The 23,188-nt window shown below is 49.5% G+C and carries 21 protein-coding genes; 18 read left to right on the top strand and 3 right to left on the bottom strand.

The window, feature by feature from the left end; all coding sequences use genetic code 11:
* The first annotated feature begins 15 nt into the window (after positions 1-15).
* The 10 genes from ACKPVM_RS03980 (at position 16) to ACKPVM_RS03935 (ending at position 9,379) form a co-directional block, all read left to right on the top strand.
* Positions 16-816, top strand: a complete 801-nt coding sequence (locus ACKPVM_RS03980; protein ID WP_409307101.1) for a metal-dependent hydrolase — start codon at positions 16-18, stop codon at positions 814-816.
* Positions 817-1,123: 307 nt separating this feature from the next.
* Positions 1,124-2,557, top strand: a complete 1,434-nt coding sequence (gene ptsG, locus ACKPVM_RS03975; RefSeq protein ID WP_409307099.1) for a PTS glucose transporter subunit IIBC — start codon at positions 1,124-1,126, stop codon at positions 2,555-2,557.
* Positions 2,558-2,872: 315 nt separating this feature from the next.
* Complete coding sequence (gene hinT, locus ACKPVM_RS03970; RefSeq protein ID WP_409307097.1) at positions 2,873-3,223, top strand: purine nucleoside phosphoramidase; 351 nt, start codon at positions 2,873-2,875, stop codon at positions 3,221-3,223.
* Between the two features lie 11 nt (positions 3,224-3,234).
* On the top strand, positions 3,235-3,618 hold the full coding sequence (locus ACKPVM_RS03965; RefSeq protein WP_409307095.1) for a YcfL family putative periplasmic lipoprotein: 384 nt from the start codon (positions 3,235-3,237) through the stop codon (positions 3,616-3,618).
* A gap of 21 nt (positions 3,619-3,639) precedes the next feature.
* On the top strand, positions 3,640-4,215 hold the full coding sequence (gene lpoB, locus ACKPVM_RS03960; protein ID WP_409307093.1) for a penicillin-binding protein activator LpoB: 576 nt from the start codon (positions 3,640-3,642) through the stop codon (positions 4,213-4,215).
* The gene (gene thiK / locus ACKPVM_RS03955; RefSeq protein ID WP_409307091.1) at positions 4,196-5,056 is read left to right on the top strand and encodes a thiamine kinase; all 861 of its coding nucleotides are present in this window, start codon (positions 4,196-4,198) and stop codon (positions 5,054-5,056) included. Before lpoB ends, thiK begins: the two co-directional genes overlap by 20 nt.
* 227 nt (positions 5,057-5,283) lie before the next feature.
* A complete protein-coding gene (gene nagZ / locus ACKPVM_RS03950) occupies positions 5,284-6,306 on the top strand; it encodes a beta-N-acetylhexosaminidase (protein ID WP_409307089.1) in 1,023 nt (340 codons plus the stop codon).
* 33 nt (positions 6,307-6,339) lie between these two features.
* A complete protein-coding gene (gene ycfP, locus ACKPVM_RS03945; protein ID WP_409307087.1) occupies positions 6,340-6,882 on the top strand; it encodes an alpha/beta hydrolase YcfP in 543 nt (180 codons plus the stop codon).
* Between the two features lie 299 nt (positions 6,883-7,181).
* Positions 7,182-8,486 carry an NAD(P)/FAD-dependent oxidoreductase gene (locus ACKPVM_RS03940; protein ID WP_409307085.1) on the top strand — a complete coding sequence of 435 codons (1,305 nt, stop codon included), beginning with the start codon at positions 7,182-7,184 and terminating at the stop codon, positions 8,484-8,486.
* Between the two features lie 353 nt (positions 8,487-8,839).
* Positions 8,840-9,379: a glycine zipper 2TM domain-containing protein gene (locus ACKPVM_RS03935; RefSeq protein ID WP_409307083.1), complete on the top strand. Its 540-nt coding sequence runs from the start codon at positions 8,840-8,842 to the stop codon at positions 9,377-9,379.
* Between the two features lie 108 nt (positions 9,380-9,487).
* Here ACKPVM_RS03935 and yegD read toward each other — a convergent pair whose 3' ends face one another.
* Together yegD and mfd are read right to left on the bottom strand one after the other, a co-directional pair.
* Positions 9,488-10,840: a molecular chaperone gene (gene yegD / locus ACKPVM_RS03930; RefSeq protein WP_409307081.1), complete on the bottom strand. Its 1,353-nt coding sequence runs from the start codon at positions 10,838-10,840 to the stop codon at positions 9,488-9,490.
* Between the two features lie 170 nt (positions 10,841-11,010).
* A complete protein-coding gene (gene mfd / locus ACKPVM_RS03925) occupies positions 11,011-14,475 on the bottom strand; it encodes a transcription-repair coupling factor (RefSeq protein ID WP_409307079.1) in 3,465 nt (1,154 codons plus the stop codon).
* Between the two features lie 137 nt (positions 14,476-14,612).
* Here mfd and lolC point away from each other — a divergent pair, with 137 nt between their 5' ends.
* The 5 genes from lolC to cobB are packed head-to-tail and all read left to right on the top strand — an operon-like array spanning position 14,613 to position 19,573.
* A complete protein-coding gene (gene lolC, locus ACKPVM_RS03920) occupies positions 14,613-15,815 on the top strand; it encodes a lipoprotein-releasing ABC transporter permease subunit LolC (RefSeq protein ID WP_409307077.1) in 1,203 nt (400 codons plus the stop codon).
* Entirely contained in the window at positions 15,808-16,512 is a 705-nt protein-coding gene (lolD, locus tag ACKPVM_RS03915; protein WP_409307075.1) for a lipoprotein-releasing ABC transporter ATP-binding protein LolD, read from the top strand. Before lolC ends, lolD begins: the two co-directional genes overlap by 8 nt.
* The gene (lolE, locus tag ACKPVM_RS03910; protein ID WP_409307073.1) at positions 16,512-17,759 is read left to right on the top strand and encodes a lipoprotein-releasing ABC transporter permease subunit LolE; all 1,248 of its coding nucleotides are present in this window, start codon (positions 16,512-16,514) and stop codon (positions 17,757-17,759) included. Before lolD ends, lolE begins: the two co-directional genes overlap by 1 nt.
* Positions 17,760-17,817: 58 nt before the next feature.
* Positions 17,818-18,732 (top strand): N-acetylglucosamine kinase, encoded by a 915-nt coding sequence (nagK, locus tag ACKPVM_RS03905; protein ID WP_409307071.1) that lies wholly within the window; start codon positions 17,818-17,820, stop codon positions 18,730-18,732.
* Between the two features lie 10 nt (positions 18,733-18,742).
* Positions 18,743-19,573, top strand: coding sequence for a Sir2 family NAD+-dependent deacetylase (gene cobB / locus ACKPVM_RS03900; protein ID WP_409307069.1), 831 nt, complete (start codon positions 18,743-18,745; stop codon positions 19,571-19,573).
* Between the two features lie 385 nt (positions 19,574-19,958).
* Here the strand turns inward: cobB and ACKPVM_RS03895 are convergent, their stop codons facing one another.
* Positions 19,959-20,675, bottom strand: a complete 717-nt coding sequence (locus ACKPVM_RS03895) for a Crp/Fnr family transcriptional regulator (RefSeq protein ID WP_409307067.1) — start codon at positions 20,673-20,675, stop codon at positions 19,959-19,961.
* A gap of 115 nt (positions 20,676-20,790) precedes the next feature.
* Here ACKPVM_RS03895 and ACKPVM_RS03890 point away from each other — a divergent pair, with 115 nt between their 5' ends.
* From ACKPVM_RS03890 to btuC, 3 genes are all read left to right on the top strand, one after another.
* Complete coding sequence (locus ACKPVM_RS03890; RefSeq protein WP_409307065.1) at positions 20,791-21,132, top strand: cupin domain-containing protein; 342 nt, start codon at positions 20,791-20,793, stop codon at positions 21,130-21,132.
* A gap of 46 nt (positions 21,133-21,178) precedes the next feature.
* Positions 21,179-21,943, top strand: coding sequence for a class I SAM-dependent methyltransferase (locus ACKPVM_RS03885; protein WP_409307063.1), 765 nt, complete (start codon positions 21,179-21,181; stop codon positions 21,941-21,943).
* Positions 21,944-22,165: 222 nt separating this feature from the next.
* Positions 22,166-23,167, top strand: a complete 1,002-nt coding sequence (gene btuC / locus ACKPVM_RS03880) for a vitamin B12 ABC transporter permease BtuC (RefSeq protein WP_409307386.1) — start codon at positions 22,166-22,168, stop codon at positions 23,165-23,167.
* Positions 23,168-23,188: the final 21 nt, after the last annotated feature.

Below are 23,188 nucleotides of genomic sequence, written 5' to 3'. Positions count from 1 at the left end.
TTTTGAGTAAATATCATGTTGTTAGTTGATTCCCATTGCCATCTTGACGGACTGGATTATCAGTCATTGCATAAAGACGTTTCTGATGTTCTCGACAAAGCATCTTGTCGTGGCGTTAGCTTTGTTCTGGCGGTTGCGACTACGCTACCGGGTTATCTGGCAATGGCGGAACAGATCGGCGAACGGGATAATGTGGCATTCTCCTGCGGCGTTCATCCATTAAATCAAAGTGAGCCCTACGATTATGCTGAACTGCGCCAGCTAGCCGCTGAGCCCCGGGTGGTCGCTTTGGGGGAAACCGGTCTGGATTATTATTATCAGGCAGAGACGAAGGTGCAGCAGCAGGCTTCTTTTCGCGAGCACATCCGTATTGGCAATGAGCTCAATAAACCGGTCATTGTGCATACACGCGCGGCACGAGAAGACACACTTGCTATTCTGAAAGAAGAGCAGGTGGAAAAATGTGGTGGTGTACTACATTGTTTTACCGAAGATCTGGCGACGGCCAGAACGCTGTTGGATATGGGGTTTTATATTTCTTTTTCCGGCATCGTCACGTTTCGCACTGCGGAAGAATTACGCGATGTTGCACGCTATGTTCCGTTGGATCGAATGTTAATCGAAACGGACTCTCCTTGGTTGGCGCCTGTCCCTTACCGTGGACAGGAAAACCAACCAGCTTATGTGCGTGATATAGCGGAATACTTATCTGTCTTGAAAGGAACGACGCTGGATGAATTGGCAGCGGCCACGACGGATAATTTCACCCGCTTGTTTCACCTCGATCCTGTACGATGGTCAGCGCTTTCCTCGTAGTGGGTTGTGCTATTTTTTTTCGCCGTGTAATTAATGATTGTTAAATGACCTCCTGACTTGGTATTCCCTCGTCAGGAAGGGCTGTTTTTAGCCATATATCACAAATTTATTTATATTATGCGCAAATTTTACTTGCCGTCTCATCGAAACGTGATAGCTATCAAACATTACCAGATGTATTTATTTTACTCTGCGTAAAAATTAAAGGGGGCTAAGACACCCCGAAATGTGAAGGTACATTCTCCCCACCTTTGCTAATACGAAGTATCAGAAATATAAGCACTATTACTCAGGAGCACTCTCAATTATGTTCAAGAATGCATTCGCAAACCTGCAAAAAGTAGGTAAGTCGCTAATGCTGCCCGTATCCGTATTGCCCATCGCAGGTATTTTACTGGGGGTTGGATCGGCCAATTTTAGCTGGTTGCCTGAAATTGTCTCTAGCGTCATGGCGCAGGCTGGTGACTCTGTGTTTGCCAATATGCCGTTGATTTTTGCTATCGGCGTGGCGCTAGGATTTACCAATAATGACGGTGTCTCTGCACTGGCGGCTGTGGTGGCGTATGGCATCATGGTAAAAACGATGGCAGCGATTGCGCCGCTGGTTTTGAATCTACCCGCGGCAGAAATTGCCGAGAAGCATTTGGCGGATACCGGCGTATTGGGTGGGATTATTGCTGGTGCGATTGCCGCCTATATGTTCAACCGTTTCTACCGTATTCAACTGCCCGAGTATTTAGGCTTCTTTGCCGGTAAACGCTTTGTGCCGATCATTTCTGGCTTGACGGCGATCGCGACGGGGTTAGTTCTCTCGTTTGTATGGCCTCCAGTTGGCACCGCGATCCAGACTTTCTCCCATTGGGCTGCTTACCAGAATCCGGTTCTGGCGTTTGGTTTATACGGTGTGGTAGAGCGTTCTCTGGTTCCGTTTGGTTTGCACCACATCTGGAACGTTCCTTTCCAGATGCAGATCGGCGAGTTCACGAATGCTGCGGGTCAGGTGTTCCACGGTGATATCCCACGTTACATGGCAGGTGATCCGACGGCGGGTAAATTGTCTGGTGGCTTCTTATTCAAGATGTACGGTCTGCCAGCTGCGGCGATTGCTATTTGGCACTCAGCAAAACCGGAAAATCGGGCAAAAGTGGGCGGCATCATGCTCTCCGCCGCATTGACTTCGTTCCTGACGGGGATCACTGAGCCTATTGAGTTCTCCTTCCTGTTTGTTGCACCAATTTTGTATGTTATTCATGCGATTCTGGCAGGCTTAGCTTTTCCGATCTGTATTTTGTTGGGGATGCGCGATGGCACAAGCTTCTCACACGGTCTGATCGATTTTGTGGTACTGAGCGGTAACGGCAGCAATCTGTGGTTGTTCCCGATTATTGGTCTGTGCTACGCGCTGGTTTACTACACGCTTTTCCGTGTTCTGATTGCCAAACTTAATTTGAAAACGCCGGGTCGTGAAGAGTCAACGTCTGAGCATACCGCGCAGAATAGTTCAGAGATGGCGGCAGCCCTTGTGACGGCTTTCGGTGGCAAAGAGAATATTACTAATCTTGATGCCTGCATCACTCGCTTGCGTGTTAGCGTCGGTGACGTGTCGAAAGTTGATCAGGTGAGTCTGAAGAAGCTTGGAGCGGCCGGGGTCGTGGTGGCGGGTTCTGGTGTTCAGGCTATTTTCGGTACGAAATCCGATAACTTGAAAACGGATATGGATGACTATATTCGTCATCACTGATTCGGTTTTATGGGGAGCATTGAAAGGGGCGAAAGCCCCTTTTTTACGTGGATCTGCCGTATGCTTGCGTCAGCGCGAGGTTCAGGGAGTGTGCCGGTAGTGCCAACGCATAAGTAATTTGAGGTATAGCGTGGGATAGACCAAGAGGCAGGTTTCAGATCCTGGCAACGTCGTGTTGTTCAAACCACGGTAACAGTGTGTCGTATTTTAACCATCTGCATCATAAATAGATGAAGAGGGTTGAAAGAAATAGAGTAGGTCACTCATACTGCCAATATGACTCAGGGTTATGTCTGTTTAAAAAAGGAAATCAACATGGCTGAAGAAACCATTTTTAGTAAGATTATCCGCCGGGAAATTCCTGCTGATATCGTCTATCAGGATGAACTGGTTACTGCTTTTCGTGATATTGCACCTCGCACACCGACTCATATTTTGATTGTTCCCAATGTATTGATCCCGACGGTCAATGAAACCACCGCAGAGCATGAAGCCGCGCTGGGGCGAATGATCACGGTCGCGGGAAAAATCGCGCGACAGGAAGGGATTGCCGAGGACGGTTATCGTTTGATCATTAACTGTAATCGTCATGGTGGGCAGGAGGTTTATCATATTCATATGCACCTGCTGGGTGGACATGCCTTGGGGCCGTTGCTTGCGGATTGATGGAGCTTTTGATGCGTATTCCCAGGATGCAATGTTTATCCGTTCTCGTGATCGCCAGTATCTTGGCGGCATGCAGCACACCAAAAGTGCTTACCATTAATGAACGGCAAACGTTGGTATTGGATGCGCCGTTGTTATCGGCTGGGGTAACGGCAGGAAATCCGTCTCTTGATGCTGATAATGGTAAACGTCGAGCGTCTTCTGTTGTCAGTAACAATAGCAACCACTCCGTCACCGTGCAGTACCGCTTCTACTGGTATGACGATAATGGGTTGGATATCTTACCGTATGACGACGTGCAAGTTCTTGAACTCCAGCCCCAGACAGAAATGAGGATTTTTTCAACGCGCAGCAATCCTGATGTGCGCCAGGTTCGCCTTCATCTATTTTTGTAATGGTGTGTTGAGAGAGGAAATATGAAAAAGTATCTAGGCGTGGCGCTGGCCGTGCTGGTATTGACAGGGTGTCCAAGCCGTCCACCTGAACCCGTTGAACCGCCTGCAACGATTGAACCGGTAGAACCTCAGGTTCCGGTTACCCCTCCACCGGGGGAACAAGTTCCGCCACCGCCGAAAATTCAAACGCTGAATTGGGAAGCCAGTATTGATCCTCTGGTGGCGCAGATGCTGAAAGCTGATGGCGTTACGCAAGGGAGCATCCTGCTGCTGGATAGTGTAAAGAATAACACGAACGGGTCGTTGCAAACGGCGAAAGCCAATAATGCGTTATATAGCGCCTTGTCATCCAGTAATACGTTTACTCTGGTGCCACGCGAACAATTGGCGATGGCTAAGCAAACGTTAGGGTTATCGGTTGATGACAGTTTGGGGTCGCGTAGCAAGGCGATTGGGTTGGCTCGTTATGTGAGTGCGCAATATGTGTTGTATAGCGATATCAGTGGCGATGTGAAATCCCCTGTAATCGATATGCAATTGATGCTGGTGCAGACTGGCGAAATTGTCTGGTCGGGTAATGGCAACGTTAAACACTAAACAACAACTGACTGCCCTCGTTCGTCAATATTTTCCGGCGGTTGATACCGCCGGTTTTCATTTCGAGCCTGTTAGTGGGCTGAGTAGTGAAAGTTGGCGTATCACGGGACCAGAAATAACGTGGCTGGCTCGTCCGCAATCGCCATTAGGATATCAGGCTGGAACCGATCGTCAGCGAGAATTTCACCTGCTACGCCAGATGGCTGCTGCTGGATTGGCACCCCGTCCGCTGTTGTGGCAGCGCGACTGGTTGATTATCGAATGGGTTCCTGGCCGTATTACTAACGCCGATGAATTTTCTACGTTGGTGACCAATGGTGCATTAGCAGGATGTTTATCTACTATCCATCAACAACCGTGCAGCGGTTACCCGCTCGATCTGCGAAAGTTGTTTGCTCGCCACTGGCAACAAATGGATGTTAAGCGACGCTCACCAGCATTGTTGCGGTTGTATCAGCATTTTCAGCATGAGTCATTACCGGCGTCATTAGCCTATGCACCACTACATCTGGATGTCCATGCAGAAAATCTGCTGATAACCGATGAGGGAATGATGCTTATTGACTGGGAATATGCATCGGATGGCGATATTGCGTTTGAAATGGCATTTATTTTTCGAGCAAATCAGATGGATATACCCGCGCAAAAGGCTTTTTTAGCCACGTATCAACAACACCGCCCCGGTTTATCATCGGAACGGTTGTATCAGCATGTGGTGCAATGGCTACCTTGGGTGGACTATCTGGTGTTGATGTGGTTTGAAGTGCGTTGGCAACAAACGAAGCAAGACAGATTTTTAGAGGTTATCCCATCGTTACGTCGCCAGCTAGGGGTGAATTAATTCCCAGAGCAGACTTAGAGCCTATCCCATTAGGGCTATTTTATTTGCCATTTTGAACCTGGGCAGTGCTCGAAATCCTCACGTACTACGTGTACGCTCCGGTTTCTCCGCGCTGTCCGTGTCCAAACTGGCTGCACCAATAACGCCTACTGGGATAGGCTCTTAATATGATTAATGAACGTTATGTGGTCAGATTGGCATAACAAACAGTGAAGAATGAGGTTTGTGTGGGTCCGGTAATGTTAGATGTCGCCAGCTATGAGCTGGATGCAGAAGATCGCGAAGTATTAGCGCATCCGTTGGTTGGTGGCGTGATTTTATTTACCCGTAATTTCCATGATGCAGAACAGTTGCGTGAGTTAGTCCGTCAGATTCGAGTGGCGTCACGTACTCGGCTAATTGTGGCCGTTGATCAGGAAGGGGGACGTGTTCAGCGTTTTCGTGAAGGATTTACGCGTTTACCTGCGGCTCAGGCTTTTGCTGCGTTAAATGACGATGCGGAGGCGCAGCGGTTAGCAGAAGAGGCTGGGTGGTTGATGGCGGCAGAGATGATATCGATGGATATCGATATTAGTTTTGCGCCCGTATTGGATATTGGTCATCAAAGTGCTGCCATTGGTGAACGTGCTTTTCATGCCGAGCCGCAAAAAGCCCTGATCGTTGCACAACGCTTTATTCGCGGTATGCACGAAGCCGGAATGAAAGTGACGGGTAAGCATTTTCCTGGTCATGGTGCGGTCAGTGCCGATTCGCACAAAGAAACACCGCGCGATCCGCGTCCGCTGGAAACAATTCGCGAACATGATATGTCTGTTTTCAGCCAGTTGATCCAGCAACAGCAACTGGATGCCATCATGCCAGCGCATGTGATTTATACTGAAGTTGATCCGCTTCCAGCCAGTGGTTCACCGTTCTGGCTAAAGCATGTGTTGCGGCAATCGCTGAATTTTAACGGTATCATTTTTTCTGATGATCTTTCGATGGAAGGGGCGGCGGTGATGGGGAATTATCCCGATCGTGCTCAGGCTTCCCTGAATGCGGGATGTGACATGATTCTGGTGTGCAATAACCGGGAAGGGGCAGTAAGCGTATTAGACAAGCTGTCCCCGATCAAGGCGGAACAATTGTCCTGCTTATATCATCAAGGGAAATTTTCACGCAGGCAACTGCTGGATTCGCCGCGTTGGAAACAGGCTAATCAGGCGCTGACCCTGCTCAGTGAACGCTGGCAGGCGTATAAATCTGCCTGATAACCGATTGATAGAACAGTGGTGAGGTTAGCGATGATTATCTATTTACATGGTTTTGACTCGACCAGCCCTGGTAACCATGAAAAAGTGTTGCAGCTACAGTTTATTGATGAGGATGTGCGATTAATCAGCTACAGCACCCGGCATCCCCGTCATGACATGCAGCATTTGCTGAAGCAGGTCGATAAAATGATCCAACATGGCAACGATGATCGGCCATTGATTTGCGGTGTCGGTCTTGGTGGTTTTTGGGCTGAGCGTGTCGGATTCTTATGTGATGTACGACAGGTGATATTCAATCCTAATCTGTTTCCACAAGAAAATATGGACGGAAAAATTGATCGTCCAGAGGAGTACCTGGATATTGCCACTAAGTGTGTGGCAAATTTTCGTGAGAAAAACCGCGATCGTTGTCTGGTGATCCTATCCCGTCAGGATGAAATACTGAATAGCCAACGTAGTGCGCAGGAATTGGATAATTACTACGAGATCGTGTGGGATGATGTTCAGACCCATAAATTCAAGAGTATTTCTCCGCACCTACAGCGGATGAAAGCGTTTAAAACGCTGGGCTGAATGTTTGAACCAGCATATCGCCTTTATGCTTTAACGAGGGGAATTGCCGTTCTGGTTTTTCTCCCTTTCCTATCAAATCGCCATACCACCTTGCTAATTTACTGAAATAAAAATGAAATTTTTCAGGTGTAAGTTCCATCCTGAAAATAAATTGATATATATCAATTTTGGTATGACCAAATGACCCATCGTGTTATTCTTTCAGCAGATATTGAGTTTAACTGACAGGAACCCTATGTAATATAAGGATATTATTTTTACCCTTTATTAACTATTGGTTCACATTTTAGGGGGTCATTTTGACATCGCCAACCAAGAAAATTGTTATTGTCGGCGGGGGAGCCGGTGGACTTGAACTGGCAACCAGTTTGGGGCACAAATTAGGCCGTAAGAAAAAAGCGGAAATCACGCTGGTCGATCGTAATCATAGTCATCTGTGGAAACCGTTGTTACACGAGGTGGCAACCGGATCGTTAGATGATGATATGGATGCGCTAAGTTATTTGGCACATGCCCGGAATCACTTCTTTCAATTCCAATTGGGTATGCTGACTGATATCGATCGTGAGCAAAAACACATTCAACTGGCAGAAATCCTGGATGAACAGGGTGAATTGCTGGTGGCTGCACGCAAAATACCTTATGACATTTTAGTGGTCGCTTTAGGAAGCACGTCGAACGATTTTGGTACGCCGGGCGTAAAAGATCACTGTATTTTTCTGGACAACCCCAAGCAGGCCCGACGTTTCCACAATGAAATGCTGAATCTGTTCCTGAAGTTCACCGCGAATACCGATGAAAAAGGACGTGTGAACATTGCTATCGTTGGTGGCGGCGCAACGGGTGTGGAACTCTCGGCCGAATTACACAATGCTGTGAAGCAGTTGCATAGCTATGGGTTCGACGGTCTGGATCAGGAGACGTTGAATGTCACACTGGTTGAAGCTGGAGAACGTATCTTGCCTGCGTTACCTCCGCGTATTTCAGCGGCGGCACATCAGGAACTAACGAATATCGGTGTTCGTGTGCTGACCAAGACAATGGTGACCAGCGCGGAACCCGGTGGTTTAAATACGAAAGACGGTGAGTTTATTGAGGCTGACCTGATGGTGTGGGCCGCCGGAATTAAAGCGCCTGATGCCATGAAGGAGATTGCTGGTCTGGAAACGAATCGGATCAATCAGCTTGTGGTTGAACCGACACTACAGACAACGCGAGATCCTAATGTTTTCGCCATTGGCGATTGTGCTTCTTGTCCTCAGGAAGGCGGCGGTTTTGTCCCTCCAAGAGCGCAGGCGGCGCACCAGATGGCTTCCCGTTGCCATGGCAATATATTGGCTCTGCTGAATGGACAGCCGTTGAAGTCTTATGTGTATAAAGATCATGGTTCACTGGTGTCACTGTCCAAATTCAGTACGGTCGGAAGTTTGATGGGAAACCTGATGCGCGGTTCGGTTATGGTGGAAGGGCGAATTGCACGTTTTGTTTACATCTCTCTGTACCGTATGCATCAGATTGCCTTGCATGGCTATGTGAAAACAGGTTTGATGATGCTGGTTGGCGGCATCAATCGGGTTATCCGTCCACGCCTTAAACTGCACTAAGCTTACCAACCGCCTGCATCAGCAGGCGGTTTTGAATCAAAACGTCAGCATTACCTCTCAGAATAAAATATCGTCTTATTATCGATTCCCGTTAAGATAATTCCCAAATGATGGTTTTATGTTACTAAAGTGACATTTTTGGTTAATGAGTCTTATTGCGGGGCTAATAAACATTGTGCAGACTTCTCACTGTTTATAGACGGCGTCGCGCGCACGTCGCAAATCCTGAATAAAAGGTATTCAGGAGGAACCACCGGATTCATCGCGTGTCACGCGAGGGGTAATAAAGTTGAGTCAGCTTTATACGGGGTCGCTGGTGGGGAATGCGCGGAAATATATTCGGGAGGTATCCTGTGAACAAGTCAATGTTAGCGGGTGTAGGTATTGGTGTCGCGGCAGCATTGGGCGTGGCGGCAGTGGCAAGTATGGATGTGTTCTCACCTAAACCACAGTACGCTCAGGTATTGACGGCAACACCTATTAAAGAAACGGTGAAAACGCCTCGCCAGGAATGTCGTAATGTTAACGTCACGCACCGTCGTCCCGTTCAGGATGAGCATAAAATTGCAGGTTCGGTGTTGGGGGCGGTGGCAGGTGGTGTGCTGGGTCACCAATTCGGTGGCGGCAGAGGGAAAGATGTTGCGACGGTTGCAGGGGCGTTAGCGGGTGGCTATGCCGGCAACCAGGTTCAGGGCAGTATGCAGGACAATGATACTTACACGACAACGCAGCAGCGGTGTCAGACGGTATATGACAAGTCACAAAAGCTGTTAGGCTACGATGTGACTTATAAAATTGGTGATCAACAAGGTAAAATCCGTATGGATCGCGATCCCGGAACACAGATTCCGGTAGACAGAAACGGTCAACTTATTCTCAATCAACAAAGTTAGTCGCTTCGGCTGATTTCCTTTGCGCTGACACTGTTTAATCGAGCCGCGAGAAACCAGAATGTGTTTCTCGCGGCTTTCTGCTTTCTATGCGCGAAGAAGAAAGAGGGATCATGCTCTGAACATGATCGCGGCCCAGCGTGCTAACCCGGCGGTAACGGAGCCGAAATCGTCACCACTGGCAATGGGGATCGTGGGTAACAACTGAGATATCGCCTGTTTTAACATAGGGGAACGGGCACTACCGCCTGTTAGGTAGATGACATCGGGTTGCGTTTGGCTGGACTCGAGTGCCTGTGTGATTTGCTGCTGAATACGCAGTAACGGTGGACTGATCGCCGTATTCAACTCATCAGTGGTTATTGCAGTGGTGAGATTTGGCGCAATGAAATGCAAATCAGCCATGGTTTCCGGCGAGTCAGAGAGCGTGATCTTGCATTCTTCAGCCTGTTGTACCAGCCGATAGCTTAATCGTTGTTGCCAGACGGTTAACAAATGTTTGATTTGTTCTGGATGTCGGGCATCCCGAATCATTTCATTAATCAACGTGCGACATGCCGTGCTGTAGAATTCGGTCTGTGCTGGAATATCGTTAATTGCTACCGCGTTCCACCATGTCATCATGGGCAGTGCAATGCCTTTTTCGGTTTCGCCATTCATTCCCAGCAGCGGCATTAACTGTTTAAATGCGAGCATAATATCAAGATCGTTACCGCCAACCCGGCAGCCGCTATGTCCTAACAGACTTTGGCTACGGTCATGCTTCTGGTGCCATAATGGTCCCATCAGTAACATTGAACAATCGGTCGTCCCACCGCCGATATCCACCACCAGCACCCGCGTTTCTTTATGCAATGTGGATTCGAAGTCTAGTCCGGCGGCAACGGGCTCAAATTGGAACTCGATGTGTTCAAATCCGGCACGATGGGCCGCGCGATCGAGTATACCTTGAGCCTGTTGATTGGCTTCTTCTCCCCCGGTACTTTGGAAATTGATTGGACGACCAATCACCGCTTGCCGAATGGATTTTCCAACGCATTGTTCTGCCTGTTGGCGAATATGCTGCATCATGGCACAGACCAGATCTTCAAATAGCGCAATTTGCTGAGGCTTTAGGCCAACGGCACCAAGGAAGGATTTGGGGGATTTGACAAACCAGGTATCTTCCGGGTCATTGATATATTGGTGTAGCGCCGCCTGCCCAAACTTTACGCTATCGAGATGTACATGAATATCTTCATCGCGATTATAGCCAATAGCACGTTTTAGCAGTTGCGCTGTTTCACCTTCAGCATTGACCTGATGATGGCGCCACAGCCACTCGCTGACTGCTTCTCGCGTGGGGGCGCAAAGTAGGGAAGACAGATAAGGCGATTGGTTTTCCAATGGTAGGAGTTGTGGTGTGCCTGCATTCATTACTGCGACAGAACAATTTGCAGTGCCGTAGTCAAAGCCTATAAACATCCTGATGATCCCATGCCACGAAAAAGGCTGGCGACTTTACTGTGTTATCGCAGGACATGTAAAGAAGATAAGTCGTATTAGATTTGGCTACCGTGTCAGGTAGCCACTGATCATCGTCTATTTCACTGGACTCGTCTTACTTTGTCATAGCGAAACGATGCTCTCCGGTATCAGGCGGCGAGCGTGTGTTGGGCCATGTTGGTCAATAACAATCCGATAAACTCAATACGTTGTGGTCGGGCGCTGAGATCTGCAATAAATTTCAGACGTGCCGGGCCATCCAGCCGATAAGTTTTGGGATCACGTTGTAACAAGCCAATCAAATGAGAAGGATCGACGCGATTTTTATCGCTAAACTCGATAAACCCGCCTTTTTCGTTACCTTCAATACGCTTGATGCCCAGCGATTGTGCCTGCTGTCGTAATACGGCGATCTGCAACAGGTGACGTGTCGCATCGGGTAGCTTGCCGAAACGATCAATCAGTTCGACTTTCAGTTCATCCAGTTCACCGGTGTTTTTTGCACTGGCAATTCGTTTGTAAAAGGATAAACGGGTATTCACGTCGGGGATGAAATCGTCAGGTAGCAGGGCAGGTAAACGTAGTTCAACGTCAGTCTGGCTATTGACCAAGTCTTCCAATGAAGGCTCACGTCCTGCTTTCAACGCATCAACGGCACTTTCCAGCAGTTCCATATACAGAGAGAAACCGACGCTGGTCATTTGTCCACTCTGATCTTCACCCAGTAATTCGCCTGCCCCACGAATTTCTAAATCGTGAGTTGCCAGTGCAAAACCTGCGCCGAGATCTTCCAACGATGCAATCGCTTCCAGACGCTTGTGTGCATCGGTACTCATGGCCTTGGGATTGGGGGTCAGCAGATAGGCATAGGCCTGATGGTATGAACGCCCAACGCGGCCACGAAGTTGGTGTAGCTGTGCGAGTCCGAAATGATCGGCACGTTCGATAATGATGGTATTGGCACTGGGGATATCAATCCCAGTTTCGATAATGGTGGTGCAAACCAGCACGTTGAAACGTTGATGGTGGAAATCATTCATCACTCGTTCCAGATCGCGTTCACGCATTTGCCCATGACCAATGGTGATACGCGCTTCTGGCACCAGTTCTGCCAATCGCTGGGCGGCTTTTTCGATATTCTCCACATCGTTGTAGAGATAATAAACCTGACCACCGCGCAGCACTTCACGCAGAATAGCCTCGCGCACCACTAGATTATCGTATTCACGCACAAAGGTTTTTACCGCCAGACGGCGAGCGGGAGGCGTTGCGATGATCGAGAGATCGCGCATGCCGCTCATGGCCATATTCAGCGTGCGCGGAATCGGTGTGGCGGTGAGCGTCAGAATATCCACATTTGCTCGCATTGCTTTGATACGTTCTTTATGACGCACACCGAAACGGTGTTCTTCATCGACGATCAGTAGCCCAAGATCGTGCCAGTTGACGTCACTTTGCAGCAGCTTATGTGTTCCGATCAGAATATCGACTTTGCCTTCCTGCGTTTCTGACAAAATCTGTGTTTGTTCGCGAGCGCTACGGAAACGGGAGATCATTTCGATTTTTACCGGCCAATTGGCAAAACGGTCGCGGAAATTATCATAATGTTGCTGAGCCAGCAGCGTGGTAGGAACCAGAACCGCCACCTGCTTATGATTCTCTATGGCCAGAAACGCGGCGCGCATCGCCACTTCGGTTTTACCAAATCCCACGTCGCCGCATACCAGCCGATCCATGGCCAACGGTTGGCACATGTCGCTCAGCACCGCATTAATGGCTTGCGCCTGATCGGGCGTCGTTTCAAAAGGGAAGCTCGCGCAGAAAAGCTGATATTGTTCTTTGTCATGCTTAAAGGCAAAACCGCTTTTAACCGCACGCTGAGCATAAATATCCAGCAACTCTGCGGCGACATCGCGCACTTTTTCCGCCGCTTTCTGACGAGCGCGGGACCAGGCGTCACCACCCAGTTTATGCAATGGCGCATTTTCATCCGCGCCACCCGCATAACGGCTAATGAGATGCAGCGATGATACCGGGACATACAGTTTATCTTCTCCGGCGTAGGTCAAGATCAGGTATTCGGCCTGAATTCCACCAGCTTCCAGCGTCGTCAAACCAACATAACGTCCCACGCCGTGTTCAAGATGGACAACGGGCTGGCCCGGACGAAGCTCTGCCAGATTGCGAATCAAGGTATCGGTGTTGATGGTACGCCGATTATCTTGACGACGGCGGCTAATGCGTTCGCCTAAGAGGTCGCTTTCGCAGATGAATGCGCGCTGCCGTAGCGTATCAATAAAGCCATGCTCGCTGGCACCGATAACCAAACTGGTTCCGCGATGCTGAGCTTGCCCCAAGGTTGCAATGGCGGTGGGATTTAGCTTAATCCGCGCCAACAACTCCTGAAGCGTTTCCCGTCGGCCTTCACTCTCAACGGAAAAAATAATTTGCCCTTCATGTTGTTCGCTGAAAAATTGTTCGATAAAACGGCGTAATGCGTCCAGTGGCGCTTTTTGCTGAGGCTGAACCGCCAGATCTGGCAGGGGAAGATAGCCTAGATTCACATGTGACGCTTTTTCCGGCAGGGTCTCGGTACGTAACTGTACTCGCGGCCAGTTTTTTAACTCGGAAAACAGCATATCGACACGCAACCACAGTGAGTCCGGTGGCAAAAGCGGTCGCATCGGATCAACCCGACGGCTCTCAAATCGCTGTCCAATGTCCTGCCAGAAACGTTCAGCACCTTGCTGTAGATCACCGCTGTTAACAATCAACGTGTTTTCAGGGAAATAGCTGAACAGCGCGGGTAGCGGCTGATTGAAAAATAGCGGTTGCCAATACTCGATCCCAGCCGGCCAGGTACTCTTACTCACCTGTTGATAAATATGCTCAGCGTCACGCCGTACCTCAAATTGTTCACGCCACTGGCTGCGAAAACATTCGATGGCATTTTTATCGGTGGGAAATTCGTGTGCAGGCAACAATTCAATCAGGGGAACTTCGTTCAGCGTTCGCTGTGAATCGACATCGAACAAACGCAGGCTATCGATTTCGTCATCAAAAAAATCAATACGATAGGGCTCTTCGCTTCCCATTGGGAAAAGGTCCAGCAGTGCTCCACGGGTTGCGTATTCCCCATGTTCCATGACCTGATCCACGCTGCGATAGCCGGCCTGTTCTAGCTGGGTACGCAGTTTATCGCGTGATAAGTGCTGCCCTTTTTTCAACATGAGCGCATGGCCGTGCAGGAATGCATGAGGGCATACGCGCTGCATCAGCGTGTTGACGGGTAACACCAGAACGCCTCGCGTCATATGAGGAAGCTGGTATAACGTCGCGAGTCGGTTTGAAATGATTTCCTGATGGGGAGAAAAACTGTCGTAAGGTAACGTTTCCCAATCGGGCAGGGTCGTGACACTGAGCTCGGTAAATTGCTGTATTTCATCGCGTAAGCGCAGTGCATTTTGCATATCAGGCGTAATAAGAACGACCAGCCCCTGGTGGCGTTCAACAATCTCGGCGCACTCGACGGCGCAGGCTGCGCCGGTTAGCTGACCTAGCAGGCGTTGCTCACCCGCTTTGTGCGGCAAGGAATAACGATATTGTTCAGGCATAATCTGATTATCAGGTCTCGACCCCGGTACCCGCTAATAAAAAGCCGGAGAGTGAGGGTGTTAGGGTTCCATAAAGCGATACTACCCTTTATTATCCTTGTTCACTTTGCTTTAGCAACCTTATCCAGACGGATTTCATGTATCAACCTGTCGCATTATTTATTGGCTTGCGCTATATGCGTGGGCGCGCATCAGACCGCTTCGGGCGGTTTGTCTCTTGGCTATCGGCGATTGGCATCACGCTTGGCGTAATGGCGCTGGTCACCGTGCTTTCTGTGATGAATGGGTTTGAGCGCGAGTTGGAGAACAATATTCTGGGGCTGATGCCACAGGCGTTGGTCACCACGTCGCAGGGATCGCTCGATCCTCAAACCATGCCGGCTTCCACGCTGAGTTCGCTCACGGGCGTACAGCGAATTTTGCCCTTAACGACCGGAGAAGTGGTGCTACAGAGTGCCCGTAGCGTCTCTGTCGGCGTGATGCTGGGCATCGATCCGGAAGAACATGAACCGCTATCCCGCTATCTGGTTAATGTCAAACAGCAAACGCTGCAACCGGGGGAATATCAGGCCATTTTAGGCGAACTGCTGGCTTCTCAATTAGGGGTGAGGCGTGGCGATCAGTTACGTTTGATGGTACCGAGTGCAAGTCAACTGACGCCGATGGGGCGCATTCCCAGTCAGCGTATTTTCACGGTCGCGGGGACGTTTGCGTCGAACAGTGAAGTCGATGGATATCAACTGCTGGTCAATCAGCAGGATGCCTCGCGTTTGATGCGTTACCCCATAGGGAATATCACCGGCTGGCGTTTATGGTTGGATAAACCGTTGACGGTGGATGTGCTGAGTCGCCAAACATTGCCAACCGGCACAGTATGGAAAGACTGGCGTGAACGAAAAGGTGAACTTTTTCAAGCGGTTCGGATGGAAAAAAATATGATGGGTCTGCTGCTGAGCCTGATTATTGCCGTTGCCGCGTTCAATATTATTACTTCACTGGGGCTGCTGGTGATGGAGAAACAAGGCGAGGTTGCGATTCTGCAAACGCAAGGATTAACACAGCGCCAGATTATGGCCGTTTTTATGGTACAGGGGGGAAGTGCTGGTGTCGTTGGGGCATTGCTGGGCGCGTTATTGGGCGTACTATTCGCCAGTCAACTTAATACGCTGATGCCAATGTTAGGATTGCTGATGGGTGGAGCGGCGTTACCGGTTGCTATTGATCCGTTTCAGGTGGTGGTGATTGTTTTAAGCGCCATGCTGATCGCATTGCTGTCCACACTTTATCCATCCTGGCGCGCCGCCGCCGTTCACCCCGCAGAGGCTTTACGTTATGAATGATCTACTGTTATTGCAGTGCAATAACCTGTGTAAGCGTTATCAGGAAGGAAAGTTGTCAACGGATGTGCTGCGAAATGTGACCTTTGAAATGCGCAGCGGTGAGATGATGGCTATCGTCGGAAGTTCGGGATCGGGGAAAAGTACGTTACTGCATCTGCTAGGCGGGTTGGATGCGCCAACGTCGGGTGATGTCATTTTTAAAGGACAATCGCTGAATCAGCTATCTTCGGGAGCCAAATCTGAGTTGCGTAATCATGAACTGGGGTTTATTTACCAGTTTCACCATTTACTGCCAGATTTTACCGCGTTAGAAAATGTGGCGATGCCCTTGTTGATTGGCAATGTTCCCACCGCGCAGGCGCAGGATAAGGCCAGAGAAATGCTGGCTGCCGTAGGGTTGGAGGCGCGAGTTCATCATCGATCATCGGAACTGTCTGGTGGCGAACGTCAGCGTGTCGCCATAGCCAGAGCGTTGGTCAATAGTCCGTCACTGGTGTTGGCGGATGAGCCTACCGGTAATCTTGATCAACGTACCACGGATACGATTTTTGAATTGCTGGGCGAATTAAATGTGAGGCAGGGAACGGCGTTTCTTGTGGTAACGCATGATCTGCAACTGGCAAGGCGGTTGGGACGCCAGCTAGAGATGCGGGATGGACAGTTACAGCAGGAACTGACATTGATGGGAGTGAGGTAATGACATTTCCTCCGCTTTCCTTGCGGATTGGTCTGCGTTTCAGCCGCGGCCGTCGTCGTGGTGGCATGGTTTCGCTGATTTCAGTCATTTCTACCGTCGGTATCGCGCTGGGCGTTGCGGTATTGATCGTCGGCCTGAGTGCCATGAATGGTTTCGAACGGGAGTTGAATAACCGCATTCTGGCGGTTGTGCCTCATGGAGAAATCGAACCGATTAACCAGCCTTTTGACGGATGGCAGTCGCTGTTGCCAAAAATAGAAGATGTGCCGGGCGTGGCCGCGGCCGCGCCGTATATCCATTTTACCGGGTTGTTGGAGAATGGGGCTAACTTGCGAGCGATTCAGGTTAATGGTGTCGATCCGCAGCAAGAGAGCCGTCTGAGTGCATTGCCGTCGTTTGTCGCCAATAATGCCTGGCAGCATTTTCAGGCTGGCAAACAGCAGGTCATTATTGGTCAGGGTGTCGCCAACGCGTTGAATGTTAAAGAAGGGGATTGGGTTACCGTGATGATCCCCAATAGCGATCCTGAAATGCGGCTGATGCAGCCTAAGCGTATTCGCCTTCATGTTAGCGGCGTTTTACAATTAAGCGGGCAGCTAGATCACAGTCTGGCTCTGGTGCCGCTAGCCGACGCGCAACAATATCTGGATATGGGGAGCAGCGTGACGGGTATCGCGATCAAAGTGGACGATGCGTTTTCCGCTAATAAATTGGTACGCGATGCCGGAGAAGTGACCAATGCCTATGTCAAGATTCGTAGCTGGATCGGTAGTTATGGCTATATGTATCGCGATATCCAGATGATCAGAACCATCATGTATCTGGCGATGGTTCTGGTGATCGGCGTGGCCTGTTTTAATATTGTTTCTACGCTGGTGATGGCTGTAAAAGATAAAAGCAGTGATATTGCGGTATTACGGACGCTGGGTGCACCGGATGGTCTGATCCGCGCTATATTTGTCTGGTATGGCTTGTTAGCAGGATTGCTGGGAAGTGTGAGCGGTGTGATTGCGGGTGTGATCCTGACATTGCAATTGACGAACATTATCAGTGGTATTGAGTCGTTAATTGGACATCGCTTTTTATCGGGCGATATTTATTTTATTGATTTTCTACCATCGGAATTGCATATCACGGATGTTGTCAGTGTGTTGATAACCGCACTGGTGTTGAGTCTGATCGCCAGCTGGTACCCGGCTCGTCGGGCGAGTCGTATCGATCCGGCCAGAGTGCTGAGTGGGCAATAGCTTTTATCACCGCGTAGAAGGGCGTCATCGGCGTCTCATCATCCATTAAGGAGCAGTTATGTATTACGGTTTCGACATGGGTGGCACAAAAATTGAACTGGGCGTGTTTGATGCCGAACTGAATAAAGTGTGGCAAAAGCGAGTGCCCACGCCACGTGATAATTACGATGAGTTAATCAACACGCTTGTCTCGATGGTTAAAGAAGCCGATGCATTGAGCGGGACGGCGGGGCATGTTGGTATTGGCGTGCCGGGGATGCCTTCAGGCGATCGTGGCGAGCTGTTTACGGCTAATTTACCAGCGACGATGGGACGCCCGCTGGGTGCGGATTTGGGGCACGTGTTGCAGCGTGAAATTCGTATTAATAACGATGCCAACTGTTTTGTCTTGTCGGAAGCCTGGCATGCAGAGTTCCGCGCTTACCCCATTGTTTTGGGGATGATATTGGGTACCGGTGTAGGTGGTGGCATCGTTGCCAATGGGCGTCCGATTGACGGATATAACGGTATGACGGGTGAGTTCGGCCATTTTCGATTGCCGATCGACGCACTGGATATTGTTGGAACGGATATTCCTCGTGTTAAGTGCGGCTGTGGTCAGTCTGGTTGTATCGAAAATTATATTTCCGGACGTGGATTCGAGTGGCTGTATTCACATTTTTATCAAGAGAACCTTCCTGCGGTTACCATCATCAGGCACTATCGCGGCGGGGAAGAGAAGGCATTGGCTTTTGTCGATCGTTTCATGGATTTACTGGCGGCCTGTCTGGGAAATTTATTGACTATTTTTGATCCGCATTTGCTGGTACTGGGGGGCGGATTATCAAATTTTGATGAAATTTATCAGATATTACCTGCCCGTCTACCTTCGCGGTTGTTACCGATTGCCAAATTGCCACGGATAGAAAAAGCGCGTTATGGCGACGCTGGCGGCGTTCGTGGTGCGGCTCTGTTACACTTAATGGATAACTAGCAGGAGAAATATGCATACGCACCAACGGTTAGGACGTTTTCATAAAGGGAAACGTATGCGTCAGCAGCGCCTGCGTGCTCGTATCTTTCATCGAGATTATCTGGCGGCGAGTGAAGTGAAAAAACCACGTGTTGTTGTGTTGACCGGCGCAGGTATTTCCGCTGAGTCGGGAATTCGTACCTTTCGGGCCGCAGATGGCCTGTGGGAAGAGCATCGCGTCGAAGATGTTGCCACGCCTGAAGGTTTTAAACGCGATCCCCAGTTGGTGCAGGCTTTCTACAATGCTCGGCGCCGACAGCTTCAGCAGCCGGAGATTGTGCCTAATGCGGCGCATCTGGCATTGGCTAATCTGGAGGCGATGCTGGGGGATAACTTTCAACTGATCACTCAAAATATTGATAACCTGCACGAGCGAGCAGGCAGTCAGCGAGTCATTCATATGCATGGCGAGTTGTTGAAAGTGCGTTGTTGCCAGAGCGGTCAGGTATTTGACTGGAGTGACGATCTCTCTGCCGATGAACGCTGCCACTGTTGTCAGTTTCCAGCCGCGTTGCGTCCGCATGTTGTCTGGTTTGGTGAAATGCCGCTGTATATGGACAAAATTTATCAGGCGCTGTCACAGGCGGATTATTTTATTGCGATTGGTACGTCTGGACATGTTTATCCGGCGGCAGGCTTTGTGCATGAAGCACATGCGCATGGCGCTTATACGCTTGAGTTGAATCTGGAACCGAGTCAGGTCGAAAGCCAGTTTGATGAAAAAATTTACGGTCCAGCCAGTACGGTTGTACCCGAATTTGTTGGTGCCTGGCTGACGCGACGTAAAAGTATCAAATTCTGATGACGTCACGCGTACCGTTATTCGCGTTGGCTTCCCCAATGCGGATTCTTGTTATGGCACTCGTTGACCTGATCGAATGGTAAGGTTGCCGAGTGATTAAAGAAGCAGAATTCACTTTCGCTGCAATAAACATGGGAGTCTACTTTTGTTGTCGGCTCCGTGTTAGGGGGGAGCGTCTTCGCAAAGAATCGTCGGAAAATTGTCAGCATAGCCGTTACCCTCGCGTCACCTATAGATAATGAGAGGTATTCTCATTTATTAAGCGTAGCGGATAGACGTGTGTTTGCCGAATGACAAATGTCAAAATGATCGAGAAAGTCTTTTTGGTGCTAACACATCCTCCTCAATACCTCCTCCTTTTTACTCTTTGCATTGACGCAGGGGTTTAGAACGTGCGTCTGGCTTCTGCTGCCAGTTGTTTCAAATAATCCATATCACACAATTCCACCATATGCCCCCGATAAGTGATATAGCCTTGTCGTTTCCATTCCGCCATTAATCGACTCAGCGTTTCACCACGAATACCGAGTGAGGTCGCTAATTGCCCACGATTGACAGGTAAAACCAGATGAAGGCTTTTCTGCGTCTGGTGTTGCCGCAGCAGATAATCAGCCAGTCGTTGGGCGGCGGAACTGGAGGTGAGCCAGTCGATCTGATTGATGGTCGAGTAGAGTTTTTTTCCCAGATAATTTAATAATCGCAGCGCTAGCGCCGGGCGTTGCAGGCAGAATTGATGGATTTCATATCGGGGGATCATCAACGCTTGTCCTTCACTTAATGCACGAATATTCATAGGAAAGCGTCCATGATCCATGAAAACGGCGGCAATGGCGACGAATTCACCACGCTGAAACTGGCCAAAAATTTTCTCGTCTCCCCCAAAAGTGTGGCGGAAAGCTTGTAGTATCCCGTTTTCGACTAACAGGCAGTGACTCATGTTATCCCCTTCACGAAACAGGAGATCGTCCTGAGTGAAAAACATCCGTTCACTTTTCGCCAATAACCCGTGGATCACTTCATCGGGTTCTCCCTTCATCCAGTGGTGCTGAAATAGCACATCACCGTATTCATCAGGTAACAAGGCCTTTTTGACAAATGTCATTTGCCCTCCGCAAGGCAAGAATTACCATCAATAGAGTAAATGAAAATAATAATCACTTGCATAGATTCAGCAAGCGGAATCGTTATCGGCTGAATCAAACTGAAGGAGATAAACGATGAAAGAAAATACACTCCCCGCGGCACAGGCTTTAGTGCTAAACGCGCTGATTACGCCAACTGAACAAGGTATTGCCAGCCGTGTATTGGCGCGAACGGATGGTGGAAACGTGACGTTATTCGCGTTTGATCAGGGTCAAGGGCTAAGTGAGCACAGTGCTCCCTATGATGCTCTGGTGATGGTGCTTGAAGGCGAGCTTATGTTGACGATAGGTGGTGAACCCGTTATCGCCCAGCCGGGGACGTTGGTGCGTATGCCGGCTAATGTGCCGCATGCTGTTGATGCGCCACAGGCGTCTCGTATGCTGCTGATTATGCTTAAAACACTGAAGTCTCAATGATTCAGCCACGTTTAACATTTATCGGTGATCCAGAGGAGACGAGAGTATGAGTGAACATGAAGCAGGGCATAAATTCTTAGCGCGATTGGGTAAAAAGCGGTTGCGCCCCGGTGGACGAAAAGCAACAGAGTGGTTGATCAATCAGGCAGGATTTACGCGGGACAGCCTGGTGCTGGAAGTGGCCTGTAATATGGCGACAACGGCGATGGAGATCGCTCAACGCTTTGAGTGTCAGGTTATCGGCGCAGATATGGATAAGGCGGCCTTGCAGAAGGCTCAGGAAAATGTTGCTGCGAATAATCTGGCTTCGCGGGTGACCATTGTGCAGGCTAATGCGCTGGAACTGCCGTTTCCGGATAATCATTTTGATGTCGTGATCAATGAAGCCATGCTGACGATGTATGCAGATAAAGCGAAAAGTCGCATCGTGGAAGAATATTACCGCGTGTTGAAACCGGGGGGACGTCTGATTACACACGATATCATGCTGCTGTCTGAAAAAGACAAAGGCGCACAGGATGCCGTTGCACAAATGCATAAGGCAATTAATGTGCATGCGCAACCTATGCTGCATGATGGGTGGATCGCGTTGTTTAGCGATTGTGGCTTTAGTCAGGTAAAAAGCGATCATGGTGCGATGACGCTGCTGACGCCTAAGGGACTGATTTACGATGAAGGCTTGTCTGGCGCTGCGCGGATTTTGAAAAATGCGCTGAAAAGAGAAAATCGGCCGATGTTTTTCAACATGTTCCACACGTTTCGCCGTAACCGTCACCAGTTGAACTACATTGCGGTGTGCAGCACAAAATAACATGATGTCATTTAAGCCATCGGCCATGCTGAAAAAGTAATCTATGTTGAAAAAATCATACATGCTGAGAAAACAAAGCCGTTGAAAAAAACAGGCATGTTGAAAAAACAAGAAAAGTGTAAAATCGTTTAACATAGAGAGACGAATAATTCGTGTCGTCATCGAGGGGAAAATGTGGGACACCTCCGATGTACGGCACGTTTGTTTTATTGCTGGTGGCCGATGCAGCTATTCAATCCAGGATATACCCAATTAACACGACAGCAACACATTCGGGATCGATGGCGTTTGGTCGTGTTGTTATGCCTAACGTTTGTGATTCTGATTATCAGCCTGTGTGCTGGCGATCGCTGGATTTGGCCGACGTCCTGGTTGGATGATACGCAGCAAATTTTTGTCTGGCATTTGCGTTTGCCCAGAACGCTGGCTGTTATGCTGGTCGGAGCCAGTCTGGCGATGGCGGGGGCGGTGATGCAGGCGATTTTCGATAATCCGCTGGCGGAACCTGGTTTGCTGGGGGTTGCCAATGGCGCGGGTGTCGCACTGGTGCTCACCGTCTTATTGGGGCAGGGACAACTTCCCGTCTGGACGCTGAGTTTTAGTGCGATTGCCGGGGCATTGTTCATTACCTTTCTTCTTCTGCGCTTTGCGCGCGCCCATGTTTCCAATGCTCGTCTGCTATTGATTGGTGTGGCGCTGGGTATCATTTGCAGCGCTGTTATGACGTGGGCGGTCTACTTTAGTACCAGCCTCGATTTACGACAGTTAATGTACTGGATGATGGGCGGATTTAGCGGCATCGACTGGCGTCATGGCTGGCTGGTTGCGGCACTGTTGCCTTTTATTCTCTGGTTAAGTCGACAAGGTTCGGTGCTTAATGGATTGACTCTGGGGGAGATACAGGCGCGCCAGCTCGGCGTTTCGGTTTATCGTTGGCGTAACGTACTGGTTTTGATTGTTGGCATCTTGGTCGGATTGAGCGTCGCGTTGGCCGGTGTCATTGGTTTTGTTGGGTTAATTATTCCCCATATGTTACGCCTGTATGGATTGACCGATCAGCGCTATTTGCTCACCGGGTGTGCATTGGCAGGCGGTGCCATTTTGATGCTGGCGGATACCGTGGCGCGTATTGTGCTGTCATCCGCCGAGTTGCCGATTGGCGTGGTTACCGCTACGCTGGGATCGCCGTGGTTTATTTGGCTACTGCTACGTAATCGTCTTTAGTACACCGTGTCGGCCAGCACG

It is taken from the genome of Pectobacterium hainanensis, assembly GCF_046237015.1.
Lineage (GTDB): Bacteria > Pseudomonadota > Gammaproteobacteria > Enterobacterales > Enterobacteriaceae > JBJYIN01.
The sequence above is the reverse complement of the archived record's forward strand: the minus strand, read 5'-3'. Positions and strand labels throughout refer to the sequence as shown.

Excerpts from the sequence above, each read along its gene's own strand:
- ACKPVM_RS03980 (WP_409307101.1), top strand. The coding sequence starts at position 16 with ATGTTGTTAGTTGATTCCCATTGCCATCTTGACGGACTGGATTATCAG.
- ptsG (WP_409307099.1), top strand. The coding sequence starts at position 1,124 with ATGTTCAAGAATGCATTCGCAAACCTGCAAAAAGTAGGTAAGTCGCTA.
- hinT (WP_409307097.1), top strand. The coding sequence starts at position 2,873 with ATGGCTGAAGAAACCATTTTTAGTAAGATTATCCGCCGGGAAATTCCT.
- ACKPVM_RS03965 (WP_409307095.1), top strand. The coding sequence starts at position 3,235 with ATGCGTATTCCCAGGATGCAATGTTTATCCGTTCTCGTGATCGCCAGT.
- lpoB (WP_409307093.1), top strand. The coding sequence starts at position 3,640 with ATGAAAAAGTATCTAGGCGTGGCGCTGGCCGTGCTGGTATTGACAGGG.
- thiK (WP_409307091.1), top strand. The coding sequence starts at position 4,196 with ATGGCAACGTTAAACACTAAACAACAACTGACTGCCCTCGTTCGTCAA.
- ycfP (WP_409307087.1), top strand. The coding sequence starts at position 6,340 with ATGATTATCTATTTACATGGTTTTGACTCGACCAGCCCTGGTAACCAT.
- yegD (WP_409307081.1), bottom strand. The coding sequence starts at position 10,840 with ATGTTTATAGGCTTTGACTACGGCACTGCAAATTGTTCTGTCGCAGTA.
- mfd (WP_409307079.1), bottom strand. The coding sequence starts at position 14,475 with ATGCCTGAACAATATCGTTATTCCTTGCCGCACAAAGCGGGTGAGCAA.
- lolC (WP_409307077.1), top strand. The coding sequence starts at position 14,613 with ATGTATCAACCTGTCGCATTATTTATTGGCTTGCGCTATATGCGTGGG.
- lolD (WP_409307075.1), top strand. The coding sequence starts at position 15,808 with ATGAATGATCTACTGTTATTGCAGTGCAATAACCTGTGTAAGCGTTAT.
- lolE (WP_409307073.1), top strand. The coding sequence starts at position 16,512 with ATGACATTTCCTCCGCTTTCCTTGCGGATTGGTCTGCGTTTCAGCCGC.
- nagK (WP_409307071.1), top strand. The coding sequence starts at position 17,818 with ATGTATTACGGTTTCGACATGGGTGGCACAAAAATTGAACTGGGCGTG.
- cobB (WP_409307069.1), top strand. The coding sequence starts at position 18,743 with ATGCATACGCACCAACGGTTAGGACGTTTTCATAAAGGGAAACGTATG.
- ACKPVM_RS03895 (WP_409307067.1), bottom strand. The coding sequence starts at position 20,675 with ATGACATTTGTCAAAAAGGCCTTGTTACCTGATGAATACGGTGATGTG.
- ACKPVM_RS03890 (WP_409307065.1), top strand. The coding sequence starts at position 20,791 with ATGAAAGAAAATACACTCCCCGCGGCACAGGCTTTAGTGCTAAACGCG.
- ACKPVM_RS03885 (WP_409307063.1), top strand. The coding sequence starts at position 21,179 with ATGAGTGAACATGAAGCAGGGCATAAATTCTTAGCGCGATTGGGTAAA.
- btuC (WP_409307386.1), top strand. The coding sequence starts at position 22,166 with ATGCAGCTATTCAATCCAGGATATACCCAATTAACACGACAGCAACAC.